Consider the following 12,976-nt stretch of genomic DNA (forward strand, 5'->3'; position numbering starts at 1 on the left):
TTTCAGCCGGCGGGTAGAGGTAACGGCTAACTTTTTCGACCCATTTTTTCATAGCCGAAGACACCAAGAAAGTGACTGAGACGAAGTCAGCAGTCACATCGAACTATTAAAGATTAGCGATGCGTCAGTCGTTAATAGTGGAACATAAAATTAAATCTAGTGAAAATATTCCACGCAAAGTCCTACATTAAAGCGATCTACCGTAAGCTATTCTCAATTTTTTCTAGCGCCCTCTCTAACTTAGTTATATTTTCTACATTTCCGCCCTTATCTACATACGCATGCCAGGCTGGAACTGTCTTCCTAAATAGCTCAAGTCCTTTTTCAGTGACATCTGATTTTTTAACTATCAAATTCACCTTAAGATGTCCTGATTCATCAAATGGCTCTTTTAGAATCAGGGAGTGTTTTTTTAAAAAGCTCATTAGAACAGTATATCTGGAGATTACCTGCTGCTCATAATCTTTGCTTTTATTTCTGGATATCATTATAGAGATATTGCACAACGTGAAATCTAGGTCACTCATAATTATTCCCTTTCATTTTGCCCGAATTACTGTGGACACGTCCGTCACTTCGATTAATTTCTTAGTGCCAGGCTCTCTGACGAATAATTCAGGTGAAAAATCGTTCCTATCAAGACCTTGCTTTCTCGGATCTGTGAACAAAATACAGCGAGCCAATGCGGCAATAGTCTCACGAGCATTGAAGACCATATTTCTAAGACGGCACACTAATTAAAAAAGTGGCAAAGAGGTTAAAGCAAAAATTTACAACATCTTCACTTTCCAAATTACGAAAGAACCCTAGGTCACTTTAACGCCACCAATATTGAGGTGAGGGCTAGAATCCTCCATCCTTAAATACCACACTCCACCTCCCGAAATTTCAGTCCTTTGAGACCTTTGGATTCAACAGAATCTTTAAATAACTGACTAACAAACAAGCTCTGCGGGCTTTCAGCGATGCGAAATATAGTTTCAGTGCGATCCGGAGAAAGTTTCAGAACTGGTCTGTAAACGACATATCCACTTGGCCCCTTATCGTAATCGGACTTTTCGTAGTCAAAGGCTTTTGTCAAAACTGTTGACACGAAAACTGCAACATCGTCAGCACGAGGACTAGATATTCTCAAGCGCGGAAGACCTTGTAAAAAAACCAGTTCATCATAGGCCGTTTTCGACAAAATCAGAACGGGCCTAAAGTACGTATAAAAATCTGACAATGCTTTCTTTTTTTTATCATCAGAATTATAAGTAACAGAATAAAAGTCGCTTTCAGAATTTAAGTGAGTCTCTCTAAAAGCAAGTTTCGTGGCAAATTCCTGCAAGCTTTCAACTTTCTCATCATCAACTAAAGTTTTGTATTTATCATCTTGAGTTATAGTATATATTTTCATATATCACCTAAATATTCCGGACCATAGGGCGTCGCGGGGACTGGCCAGCAATGTATTCCGGATTTTATCAATAGTCTTCAATACCATCGGCTTCCCACCAGCCTTGTCGGCGCTTACTATCAGCTCGTTCACACTTTCAAAGTATGAGTTTGGATGCTTGCCGTTGTGCAATATACCGGGAAGAGCTGGATCAATATTATTTCGATTGGGTAAGAAAACTCCATTAACTGCATCATCCACATCAATATTATGTTTCGCTAGCACCTTCCTTGCAGGGGCTGCGAGTTTAGATGTATCCCCGACTATATGGTGAGCGGCTGAATTTGCGGGGCGAGGGGTTCCGGCTTTTGTCATATTACTGCTTAAAGCCTTTGAACAGAGGCCTAATGGGTCGACCCAACCGATAGCGCTAGGAGCATATCAACCCAATCGGATCCTGCGTGATAAACCGCCCCACCTCCGGATCATAATACCGAAACGTGTTGTAGTGCAGCCCTGTCTCATCATCAAAATACTGCCCCTGAAACCTCCGGTTCTGCTCAACCTCATTCACCGCCAGCGTTTCAAGCGCGCCCCAAGCCTTGTACGTCGCCTGCCAAACGATCTGGCCTTCCTGGTCCGTCATCTCCAGCGGCGTACCAATTTGATCCGTATGGAAGTAACAGAGCTTCTGCTGCTCCCCTTCCCTCTGGTCAATACGCGCAAGCGGCGCATAGCTACCCGGCTCATAGACATACAGACTACTCTGCCCCGGCGCCTCTTCGCGCAGCATCCGCAGACCTTGCCACAGGAAATTCTTATGCTCGGTTTTTCCGTCGATTATCGACGTCTTGGCAACACGTCTTCCCAGGCTGTCATAGCGATAGGTACCGACACTTTCGGTCTTGCTATTAACCAGCGTCTCAGCCCGAACCAACCGGTTCTCACAGTCATAGCTGAACGTCTGCAGCTTGCTCATGCCGCTGCGTTTCTCGATCAGGTTACCCCACGTATCATAGGCACATTCCTGATCACGCCACTTCTTGATCCGGTTGTCTTTAACCTGGTCGAACTGGCTCGTATTGAAGTTCAGGCGGTTGGCGGCGGCGTCATAACGAAACTCTTCGCTATCAACCAGCTTGCCGGTATCGCGGCTGTGCAATTGGCCGTTGGCTTCGTATTCGTATTTGATTTCGCCGCGCAATTTGTCGAGTGTGCGGACTAGTTCGCCGGCGGGGTCGTACTGGTAGCGGCGGTGAATCGGGTTGTAAGCGTGTTCGACCAGCAAGCTGGTATTGACGCCGGGGCTGTGCACGCCGGAGAGTTTTTCGACGGGCAAGGTTGAAGCAAACTGCCAGGCCTTGCGCCCCATGGCGTCATAACCGAAGCAACTGGTAAGTGTGCCTTGGGTGCGCCCTCAAGCTTCGTGGTCTGGTTCAACGCGTCAGTGACGGCGACCAGGTGCTGACGCTCGTCATAACGGTAATAGGTGCTATTGCCCGAGCAATCCTGAAAGCGCTCTATCTGGGCCATGGTGTTCCAGCACAGGTATTTGGATTTGGCGTCGATGATGGTAAAAAATAGGGGGCAGGCGGCTGAGACAAGGTTGGCAGCCACTCTGCAATGTGTGTTATTAAAGAATTTAAATACTTCACAACCCACTAAAACTTAGGCGAAATATCTAATACAATCAGCCAGCCTCACATACACTATTTTCGCCACCATGCTTTAACGCATCATATTACAGATGCAACTCTTCAACTATATCACTCTCCCCCAAAGGAGAGTAATCTGGCAGCTTCTTCGCCTCTTGCTCCGAAATAGGCTCCTCATTATCAAAGATATCTACCTTTTTACAAGAGCCTTTTACTCCTAACGTAAAGTATATGTTTTCATCTTGAGATGGAGCGTAGCCCTCTTGATGGCCTATGATTCTCCAGTCGCCCTCAATTTTCCTGTCAAACAGTCCGTATGAATCCAATATAACAGGCCGACCAACTCTTTTCAAAGAAGTCAAAGCCGATACATCCGGAACAGAATCTATATGTTCGAAAATCTCCGCAACATGACCAAGTTTATTTCTGGAAATTATCCTTCCAAAACGATAAGCACCATCCAACTCAAAACAAAATATGTCACCCGAAACCACGTTCCGCAGGAGGGTCCGGGACTTATCCGACCATTTGTACGCCTTAACATTAATCATCCACAACCCCCAGCACTGAAAGAGGACTTTTTAGAGTTATAATTACTTTCGAAGTTAGCCTGCCTACTTGCGCTCCGAGTAGTATTATTCCTATCAAACGAATTAATTTTATTGCCACGATTAGTACTAGATATATCTTCGCCAATGACACCAGTCTTAGTCTTATACTCATCTATATATGCCTGCTCGTAACCTCGGGCCTGCCCATAGTTTACATCCGTATCCAGCGCTTTCATCCTTGCACCGGGCGTGAGTCTGCCGGTGCCTATATGCTCGACACGCCGCCTGGACAAATCATCGGTAATGCCGACATAGTATGGCTTTTCTGCCCCCTTATCGAACAATCCATATACGTTCTGACCCGGCGTTAGCTCGTGAATCCAACCAAGCGGATCAATCCAATTTATAGGGTTGAGTGTATATCGGTAAAGATTACCCCCACCCAACAACCCAATCGGATCCTGCGTTATAAACCGCCCCACCTCCGGATCATAATACCGAAACGTGTTGTAGTGCAGCCCCGTCTCAGCATCAAAATACTGCCCCTGAAACCTCAGGTTCTGCTCTACCTCATTCACCGCCAGTGTTTCGATGGAACCCCAGGCTTTGTAAGTCGCCTGCCAAACGATCTGGCCTTCCTGGTCCGTCATCTCCAGCGGCGTACCAATTTGATCCGTATGGAAGTAGTAGAGCTTCTGCTGCTCCCCTTCCCTCTGGTCAACACGGGCCAGCGGCGCATAGCTACCCGGCTCATAGACATACAGACTACTCTGCCCCGGCGCCTCTTCGCGCAGCATCCGCAGACCTTGCCACAGGAAATTCTTATGCTCGGTTTTTCCGTCGATTATCGACGTCTTGGCAACACGTCTTCCCAGGCTGTCATAGCGATAGGTACCGACACTTTCGGTCTTGCTATTAACCAGCGTCTCAGCCCGAACCAACCGGTTCTCACAGTCATAGCTGAACGTCTGCAGCTTGCTCATGCCGCTGCGTTTCTCGATCAGGTTACCCCACGTATCATAGGCACATTCCTGATCACGCCACTTCTTGATGCGGTTGTCTTTAACCTGATCAAACTGGCTCGTATTGAAGTTCAAACGATTCGCCGCAGCGTCATAACGAAACTCTTCGCTATCAACTAACTTGCCGGTATAGCGGCTGTGCAATTGCCCGGTGGCTTCATATTCGTACTTGATCTCGCCGCGCAACTTGTCGAGTGTGCGGATCAGTTCGCCAGCGGGGTCGTACTGGTAGCGGCGGTGTATCGGGTTGTAGGCGTGTTCGACCAGCAAGCTGGTATTGACGCCGGGGTTGTGTACACCGGAGAGTTTTTCGACGGGCAAGGTTGAAGCAAACTGCCACGCCTTGCGCCCCATGGCGTCGTAGCCGAAGCAACTGGTGAGTGTGCCCTGGGTGCGATAGACCTCGCGGTGCAGGTCATCACGCTCCATGTCGCTGATCAACTGACCGTCGAGGTTGAGTTGGTGCAGGTGGCCGCTGCCGTAATACAGATGGTTAAGGTGTTGGCCTGTGGGCAACGTCAGTGTGGTCAGGTTGCCCAGTGGATCGTATTCGTAGGCCAGTGCACCTTGCGGTGTCGTCTCCTGGATCAGGCGGCCGAGGATGTCGTAGGCAAATTCGAGTTTCTCTTCGGAAACGCCGAGCTTCTTACCGTTGGCGGTGGGAAAACGCTCGATGGACAATAGGCGGTCGGCCTCGTCGTAGACGTAATCCTGACGTGCATCATCATTGAGTTTGGCCAACAGGCGACCAATCGGGTCGCGTTCAAATTCAGTGTGGCGCTGCGGGCGTTCAGCCCGCTCGCCATAACCGGTTTCATCGACTCGCGTCAGGTGCCCGCCGATGTTGTAGCTGAAACGGCGTGTCAGGTTGTCGATGCGTTTTTCTTCGATCAGCCGATCCGAGGCGTCGTAGGCAAACTGGTACGCGGCGTTGTTTTCGTTGACCAGTGCGGTCAGGCGAATGGCTTTGTCGTACTCGTACCGAATGCGCTGGCCCTTGGCGTCCTGGCGACTACTCGGCAAACCACGTGCAGTGCGCAGCAATCGGGTGGTCTGGCCTTTGCCATCGGTGTGTGTGAGGACCTGGCCGAGGGCGTTGTAGGTAAACGACTCAGCCGTACCGTCGGGGTGGTCGATGCGCAGGACTTCGCCGTCGGGTTTGCGCTCAAGCGTCGTGGTCTGTTTCAACGCGTCGGTGACGGCGACCAGGTGCTGACGCTGGTCATAACGGTAATAGGTACTTTTGCCGGAGCAATCCTGAAAACGCTCGACCTGCGCGAGGTTGTTCCACCACAGGTATTTCGATTTGCGCGTGGCATCAATGATGGTGTGCGGCAGGCCATCTTCGCTGTTGAGGTATTCGGTGGAGTAACCCAGGGCATCGATTTCAGCGAGCAGGTTGCCCTTGGCGTCGTAGCGGGCTTTCCAGACGCTGCCATCAGGGTAGGTGACTTGCGTGACCCGTGTGGTGAGTGCGAAATACTTGTATTGGATCTTCCGGCCGAGTGGGTCAGTTTCTTCGACGAGGCGCGAATATTCATCGTACTTGAGCGCAATCGTCTGACCATCGGCCAAGGTAACACCGGTCATAAGTGGCTTTACCGAAAGTGGCTTTGGGGGCTGTAGGAACAATCTTCACATTCCCAAGATTCGACCCCAGCTCCCGCCCTAGAAGCTTTTGCCCTTGAGCTCCAGTACTTCGACACGCAAGCGCACCAACGCTTCGCCTTCGTCGTAAGTGCCGCGGATGTACTGCCCATCTCCAGCGGAGTAACACTTTTATAATATGTCAAAAGCACTATAAGAATCTTACATAAAAAATCATTTACCTTGAGAAAACTCAAAAATCTTTTCCACAACATCACGGAACACCATAACCTCCTCATTAGAACGATTTCGTATTAATTTAAATTCATCTTTTGTCGCCGATAAAACCTCAACCACATCACCTTTATAGTTTGTTATCTCAATAAATCCACTTATAACGCCATTCAAATTCTCAATCTCACCAACCAGTGTTGTGAATTTTAATAGTGCACCAGCCTCGTAAGTTCCTGCCCCCGTGCTCGGATTATCAAAGTACACTCTTAATTTTGGAAATACATCCCTCTTCCATTTAAAAATTGGCAGCATACGCTGAGCCATATCCTTGAACTGCTCCTCAGTTTCCTCCCCAGAAAACTCACATCTGAAAATCGGGACGCAAAGAAACAAATTATCCCGTTTGTACTCTAAGTTTCCTTTTAAACTACCATGATAGTTATTAGGTACTGCGAGAGCATGAGTAAAACCATATTCATTTTCTGAAATTTCGTACAAAGTAGGCTTGTCCTTAGACAGTCCGCCTGGTGACTGGTCTAGAACAGCAATTGAAAACTGACGATCATCTACATCTTCGGAAACAATTAAAACATCCTGACTGGCAGAGCTTTTTAGGCAATATCGGTATGTAGTCTTTGGTAGATTATGTTGAAAAAAATAGTGTCCAGAACGATCTTCATCAACTACCGCAAAAGACTTTAATAAATCCTGCTTAGAAAACATAATAAATCTCTCAGTCAAAGTCAGGACCCACGTCCTGCCTGTATCTAACACCATCTGCAGCCATCTTCCCCCCATCCGAACTATTTGCGGAACGAAGACGAATGCTCATATTGTCTGTATTATTGTAAAAATCATTTCGCGCAGACCGTGAAGAATTATAGCCCTGCTCATTCCAATGTTCAACAACCGGTTTATTATGCTCAATTGTTATTCGTGAATCCGTTCTTGGGACAACATCTAAGTCAGCAGTGAGAACTTTACCCGCATCAGGCCCATCTTGAATAGTACGTGCATCTAAAACTTTATCCTTAACACCAGCACGGTAGCCACTTGGATATTGAGACTTTCGATTAAACTGAACAGGGTCTTCAGAGCTTTTGAGAAACCGACCGTCAGGGCCACGTCTTGGCGGGGTTGGAGGCAAAGGTTCCGATACTGGAGTATTTTTTGGAACAATCTTCACATTCCCAAGATTCGACCCAAGTCCCTGCACCTTAATCTCATACCGCGCATCAAACCATTTCCCGCCCTTCGCACCCAGTCCGCCACCCAGCAGCGCGCCGCCAAAGGCCATCAACTTCTGGCCATCGGAGCCTTCACCAAACAGCTTCCCGCCAGCCCAGTTACCTCCAAGGCCACCCGCGATACCGCCCACAAGCCCGGCAATTACAATCACTGGGCTGGCCAGTACAAAGGCACTACCCAGGCCCACCACCATTACGGCGCGCTCCAGCCAGCCGGGCACTTCAGGGCTTATAACATCCGTCGTCTCCGTCCCACCCCCGATAAATACGTTGGCGGAGCCCGAACTGATTTTCCCGTCGCAAACGGTTCTATCCCCAACACGCGCGGCGGGCTGGCCATTGATGTAAACCGAGTCGCTGCCTTGCGCCACGATTTGAGGCGCGGGACCATGCTGGTCGCACACAGCGGTATCTACGTGAGCTCGAGCTGCAGCTTTACCATTGGTAAAGACATTTCCTGAGCCCGTCTTGATCTGGCCTGCCCCGTGACAGGCAAATGAAAGGCTACCGAGCAATTGGCCTATGCCTGCTCCCGTCGCGGCCCCCGCCCCCACCATCGCGCACAGTGCAACGGCACCCAGGCCGCCCGTAGCGACGAAGGCAATACCCACCAACACGGCACCCGCGCCAATCGCAAGCCCGGCCAAGAGCCCACCTAAGGCTCTCGAATGCTCAATCGGGTCATCCAGGCGAGCGGCGGCTTCGCTCATGAAGGCAGAACCTCGTCGACGATCTCCTCCTTGTCACTTTCAGGTGGATAGCGCAGCTCAAGCGTCTCAACCAATGCGTCAAACTGACGGCGCTCTTCAGAAGTCATGCCTTTCGGGTTGTTGCTGGTGCCCGTTATTTGCATGAGCAATGGCTGTTGATGCTCATCGTGATGCAGAAAAATCAATTGCAGTTGATGCACCGGCTGCCCCTGTTGCCGCCAGCGGAATTCGACACGCCGTGCCTCCACGCCAGCGACCCTGGCAGGCGTGACCGGTTCGATCCATTCAACATGTGACAAGGTTTTTTTCAACTCACCCAGTAATTGCTGAGCCATGGTTTCCAGATCGGCACCTGCCTCAACTTGCGAGCGACCGACCACCAAGGAAAAAGGACTTGGACCGATGTCCGTTAGGGTAAAAACATGGAAGGTTTTGTCTTTAAGAGTGGGCGTTCGTACAAAACTCAACTCATTGGTATGAAAGCGATCAGGCGGCGGTGGTACCGCGTCAGCAATCTCCTGCTCCGCACGTGCCTGCTCTTGCTCTCGAATACGCTGCTCAGAAAGACGATCGTAAATATTGCGGCGCATACGGAAATTCCTTGTCCGTCGGATTGATTAGTTAAGGTTGATTTTTGTGCTGCCAACAACATCGATGTTCACGCCAGATAACGTAATCGTGCCATCCGATTTCATGACCAATTTGCTGGCACCCACTTCAAGCGTGATTGATGTCGCTGCACTGATCTTCACTTCGCCGCTGTCAACGGTCACGTAATAGGACCCTTCTTTAACCGCGATACTGGTTTCAAGCTTGATCGTCTCGGTGTGTTTCCCGTCGACTTTGATTTCGCGATTGCCACCGACCGTGTGGCTTTCGTCAGCCTCAATTTCGGTGTCCAGATTACGCTCGGCGTGAAGGCTGACTTGCTCGGCACCGGTCTTATCTTCAAAGCGGAAGAAGTTGGCATTGGCGCCCTTCCCTTTTACCGAACGGGTCAAAAACCCACTTTGCGTCTTGTTCGCCGGCAACGACCATGGCGGAGTGTTCTGGCTGTTGTACAGGCTGCCCATGACCAGCGGCCGATCAGGGTTACCGTCGAGGAACACGATCACCACTTCATCGCCGACTCGCGGGATCTGGATGCTGCCGAAACCGCCGCTGGCGCCGGTTTGGGCGACGCGGACCCAGCAGGAGCTTTTGTCGTTGTGTTCGCCCTTTCTGTCCCAGTGGAACTGCACTTTTACCCGGCCCAGTTCGTCGGTGAAGATTTCCTCACCGGCAGGCCCTACGATGATCGCTGTCTGTGGGCCGGAAATAGTCGGGCGTGGCGTGGTGAGTTGGGGGCGGAACACGATCTTTTTGCGCACGCAGGCGAAGGTGTTGTAGTAGCTGGCCTGGTGCCCGTTGAGGTAGTTGTTGTGGCCTTCGCTTTCGACGCTCATCAACAGGAACTGGCGGTCGTCGGGCGAGCCCTGGTCGTGGTCGTAATGCTGCACCAGTTCGAAGGTGTAGCCCGGTTTCATCGCCCGGCAGTTGCTCGCGCCCTGGAAGCTTTTGCCCTTGAGCTCCAGTGCTTCGACACGCAAGCGCACCAGCGCTTCGCCTTCGTCGTAAGTGCCGTGGGTGTACTGGCCAGGGAAGTCGTAGATCTCGAAATCATCCACGTCGCCTTGTTTGTTCAGGCTCTTCATCGCCACCGGCAGGCGGTTGCCGGGCTGGCGGTAGTCGAAGGTCTGGACGGCAATCTTGCCGGACTGCAATTGGCGGTTTCCGCTCCACTGGGTGATGGAGTCGGCCGTCTCGGTGACAGAGGCGGTGTGGAAGCGAATCTGCGGTTGTTCCGGCAACGGCACCAGTGTGGTGGAGTCGTCGCAGATGATCATGGTGTGGGTTTCGGCGGTGTGCTCGAAGTAGTAGAACATCCCCTCTTCTTCCAACAGGCGCTGGACGAAGTTGAAGTCGCTTTCACGGTATTGGGTGATGTAGGTGTAGCGCTTTTGCGGGCGGGTCAGGCGGAACTCATGGCGGGAAAACGCCGTACACAGCGCAAACACCTGGGTGACGACTTCTTCGACGGTATTGCCTTGGAATACCCGCGTGTCAAAGCGGTTCTTGAGCATCGAGAACCACGGGTTCATCGTTGCCGTATAACGCGCCATCCCACCATCACTGCCGATGCTGGCAAATCGCGTGAGGTAGCCGGCGATGTAACGCGGCGAGCCCTCGGCCAGTTCGATCTCGATGACCACGTGCTGGCCCATCATGGACTTGAGTTCAACTCCGGAGTCCTGGCACACCAGCAGCAGTTCGAAATTGTAAGCGCGTGACAGCCCTTCAACACCCTTGAAGGACTCAAGCAGCAATTCCTGCTCAGGATTGGCCAGGTTCTTGAATTTGAACAGGCGCCGGTTCTGAGTCGAGAGCAACGCGGCAAGGTCCATCAACATGTGTATCTCCTTGAAAGCACGGAAGTGCGCTACTGCCGACGCTTGGCAACTGCAAGTTACGAACGGACAACAGGGTTTACGCCCAGGCGTAGCCCCAACGTGGGGTGAAAAAAGCGAAATGGCCATCATTGGATAGATAGCCAAAGTGCTATCACTCTGGACGGTCGGACAACAACGCGAGACGAAAGTGCCGAACTTCTGAATGCGGGAAAGGAGACACCGAGGGGTAACGTCGTGTCAACCCAAGGCGTTTTTTTTGCGATGCGTAACGTGGGGCGGTTCACTGTTTAAAAATAATTGAGCCCTCGGTCGCGAGGGACGGATTGCTCGAAAACCTGCGCAGTATCAAGTCGCAGCGCTGTTTCAAGGACTGACAAATTGAGGCCGACATCTTTTTGCCATCATTGCCGAAATACACGCCGGTAAGAAAAATGCCCGCGTGCTGAAATTTAACTCGCATACTGATGTCAGAAATTGCGGCCAATGGCCATCTATTATTCGGATGCGCTAACCCGGAAGCCACTGCTTCGAAAGAGACTTTTTCGGCACTTGCATTCCATACAAGGACAGTGACGTGTAAATGGATCTTTTAGCCAATATCCCCAGCTGGGACGACATCGAGCGAAACCTCGATCAGAAATTCGGTGCGCTGAATCAGAGTGTCAATGAGGGCTTGCAGAGCGCCAACGACAGCTGGAACGGCTTCACGCGGCGTGTCGGTGACGGTGCAACCCAGGCCTATGGCTACATGGGTGGCCAGCGGATTGATAACGTCCGCCAGGCCATGGCGTTGTCGTACCCGATTATCCAGTCAGACCTGAAGCGCAAGTGGGCCTCGATCGAGATTGAGCAGATCCTTCCTGTGCTGCTGCAACTGGTCAAGGAAGTGTCGATGATCCTCGGCGCCAGCGTGGCCGTCGGCACCATCGCCGGTGGCGCCGCGGGAGCGTTTGCGTTTGGTGTCGGCGCCGCCCCGGGCGCGGTTGCCGGGGCAGGTATTGGTTTGCAGGTCGGCAATTTGATCCTGATGGCGCTGGGCTTGTCGGCCATCGCTGAGTATTTCTATCAGGGCTTGCCCGCCTGCCTCTCCACACTGCAGGAAGGCCTTGCCACCGCGTGGCACGCAGAGGACGGCGTCAAACCGGTCGGGCTCGACCCGTCAGGCGGCTCCGCAGCTCAAGTGCAGGAGCGCACCGAACGTGCCGCGCGGCAACTGGCACGCGGGCAGGAGCAATTGGTGTTGCTGCTGCTGACGGCGATTGTGACGTACCTGACCCGAGGGCAAATCAAGTCCGGCGTGATGGGGAGCATGGACAGCATTGCGGCGCGCAGTGCCAAGTTGCAGGCAGAGATTTCGAACAAGCAGTTTGCCACCTGGCTGGCCAGGAATGAGCAGAAGATTCTGGCGCAGCCGGAATTGCAGGTGAAGGATCCCGCACCGCTGAAACGTGCAGAACCAGAACCCGCGCCGCTCCGCGACCAACCCGCTGCCAAACCGGCCGCAGAGCCTGTGACCGACCTAGCGTCACGCCGGGATTATTTGAACAAGAAGTTCGGGCGAACAGGCGATCTCGTCCAGGACATCAATATTCGCGGTAACCAGGAAACAGCCGCCAATTTCTTCAAGTCCCAAGGATACAAACCAGCGGACTACGAGGGCTACATGAACGGACTGGACTTCACGAAGCCTGTCAGCGTCGAGACAATCAACAGCGGCAAGAAACTCTGGCAATTCCAGGTGCCAGGAGGCAGACAGGGCATGTGGTATTCTCCAACCCCCGATATCGTTCCTTCCCAACTGGGTATCAACCCTCTGGGTCAGATCTATAAAACCGAAACTGTCGTGCCGAAAATTGTCAACGTTTATCAAACCACCGAAAAAGTCACGCTGCTACGAAGCACGTCTGCCCCCGTGCTCGACAACTGGTCTGTCCCCTCACAACCGTTTGATGCGATTGGCGGAGCCCGACAAATGACCTCTGGACAGCGAGAACTTTTCAAGCTCATCACTCCGGGTAACCCATGAAATTAGCAACTCCCCTCGCTTATGTTCAAAAAGCCATTGAGCTGACGGCGAACCGTCGTAACGCATGCCCACAATTTCCGGTCTACGACCTGCTGCTCAAACAACTGGACTATGTG

Annotated in this window: 9 protein-coding genes and 2 pseudogenes; 2 read left to right on the forward strand and 9 right to left on the reverse strand. The window is 51.6% G+C overall.

Going from position 1 to position 12,976, the window contains the following annotated elements:
• Window positions 1-197: 197 nt before the first annotated feature.
• The 9 genes and pseudogenes from HX855_RS21740 to tssI all read right to left on the reverse strand — a co-directional run bounded on the left by HX855_RS21740 (window position 198) and on the right by tssI (window position 10,834).
• Window positions 198-527, reverse strand: coding sequence for a hypothetical protein (locus HX855_RS21740; RefSeq protein ID WP_177085895.1), 330 nt, complete (start codon window positions 525-527; stop codon window positions 198-200).
• 332 nt (window positions 528-859) lie between these two features.
• Window positions 860-1,399 carry an imm11 family protein gene (locus tag HX855_RS21745; RefSeq protein WP_177085897.1) on the reverse strand — a complete coding sequence of 180 codons (540 nt, stop codon included), beginning with the start codon at window positions 1,397-1,399 and terminating at the stop codon, window positions 860-862.
• 3 nt (window positions 1,400-1,402) lie between these two features.
• A pseudogene (locus tag HX855_RS21755) lies at window positions 1,403-2,792 on the reverse strand (RHS repeat-associated core domain-containing protein); the annotation flags it as partial.
• Between the two features lie 327 nt (window positions 2,793-3,119).
• On the reverse strand, window positions 3,120-3,584 hold the full coding sequence (locus tag HX855_RS21760; RefSeq protein ID WP_177085901.1) for an Imm26 family immunity protein: 465 nt from the start codon (window positions 3,582-3,584) through the stop codon (window positions 3,120-3,122).
• 383 nt (window positions 3,585-3,967) lie between these two features.
• Window positions 3,968-6,196, reverse strand: a pseudogene (locus HX855_RS21765) (RHS repeat-associated core domain-containing protein); the annotation flags it as partial.
• Window positions 6,197-6,427: 231 nt separating this feature from the next.
• Window positions 6,428-7,150, reverse strand: coding sequence for a hypothetical protein (locus tag HX855_RS21770; RefSeq protein WP_177085903.1), 723 nt, complete (start codon window positions 7,148-7,150; stop codon window positions 6,428-6,430).
• 10 nt (window positions 7,151-7,160) lie between these two features.
• Window positions 7,161-8,384 (reverse strand): PAAR domain-containing protein, encoded by a 1,224-nt coding sequence (locus HX855_RS21775; protein ID WP_177085905.1) that lies wholly within the window; start codon window positions 8,382-8,384, stop codon window positions 7,161-7,163.
• A complete protein-coding gene (locus HX855_RS21780) occupies window positions 8,381-8,974 on the reverse strand; it encodes a DcrB-related protein (RefSeq protein WP_177085907.1) in 594 nt (197 codons plus the stop codon). The genes HX855_RS21775 and HX855_RS21780 overlap by 4 nt, the downstream gene beginning before the upstream one ends.
• 27 nt (window positions 8,975-9,001) lie before the next feature.
• Window positions 9,002-10,834: a type VI secretion system tip protein TssI/VgrG gene (gene tssI / locus HX855_RS21785; protein WP_177085909.1), complete on the reverse strand. Its 1,833-nt coding sequence runs from the start codon at window positions 10,832-10,834 to the stop codon at window positions 9,002-9,004.
• Window positions 10,835-11,414: 580 nt separating this feature from the next.
• Between tssI and HX855_RS21790 the strand changes: the two genes are divergently transcribed.
• Together HX855_RS21790 and HX855_RS21795 are read left to right on the forward strand one after the other, a co-directional pair.
• Window positions 11,415-12,860, forward strand: a complete 1,446-nt coding sequence (locus HX855_RS21790) for a polymorphic toxin type 46 domain-containing protein (protein ID WP_177085911.1) — start codon at window positions 11,415-11,417, stop codon at window positions 12,858-12,860.
• The coding region (locus HX855_RS21795; RefSeq protein ID WP_256353008.1) for an immunity protein Tsi6 family protein at window positions 12,857-12,976 on the forward strand (120 nt) is incomplete at its 3' end. The genes HX855_RS21790 and HX855_RS21795, both read left to right, overlap by 4 nt.

The sequence above is a fragment of the Pseudomonas sp. IPO3778 genome, from assembly GCF_013386825.1.
Taxonomy (GTDB): domain Bacteria; phylum Pseudomonadota; class Gammaproteobacteria; order Pseudomonadales; family Pseudomonadaceae; genus Aquipseudomonas.

Coding starts and splice junctions, on each gene's coding strand:
- HX855_RS21770 (WP_177085903.1), bottom strand. CDS start 7,150: ATGTTTTCTAAGCAGGATTTATTAAAGTCTTTTGCGGTAGTTGATGAA.
- tssI (WP_177085909.1), bottom strand. CDS start 10,834: ATGTTGATGGACCTTGCCGCGTTGCTCTCGACTCAGAACCGGCGCCTG.
- HX855_RS21790 (WP_177085911.1), top strand. CDS start 11,415: ATGGATCTTTTAGCCAATATCCCCAGCTGGGACGACATCGAGCGAAAC.
- HX855_RS21760 (WP_177085901.1), bottom strand. CDS start 3,584: ATGATTAATGTTAAGGCGTACAAATGGTCGGATAAGTCCCGGACCCTC.
- HX855_RS21780 (WP_177085907.1), bottom strand. CDS start 8,974: ATGCGCCGCAATATTTACGATCGTCTTTCTGAGCAGCGTATTCGAGAG.
- HX855_RS21745 (WP_177085897.1), bottom strand. CDS start 1,399: ATGAAAATATATACTATAACTCAAGATGATAAATACAAAACTTTAGTT.
- HX855_RS21775 (WP_177085905.1), bottom strand. CDS start 8,384: ATGAGCGAAGCCGCCGCTCGCCTGGATGACCCGATTGAGCATTCGAGA.
- HX855_RS21740 (WP_177085895.1), bottom strand. CDS start 527: ATGAGTGACCTAGATTTCACGTTGTGCAATATCTCTATAATGATATCC.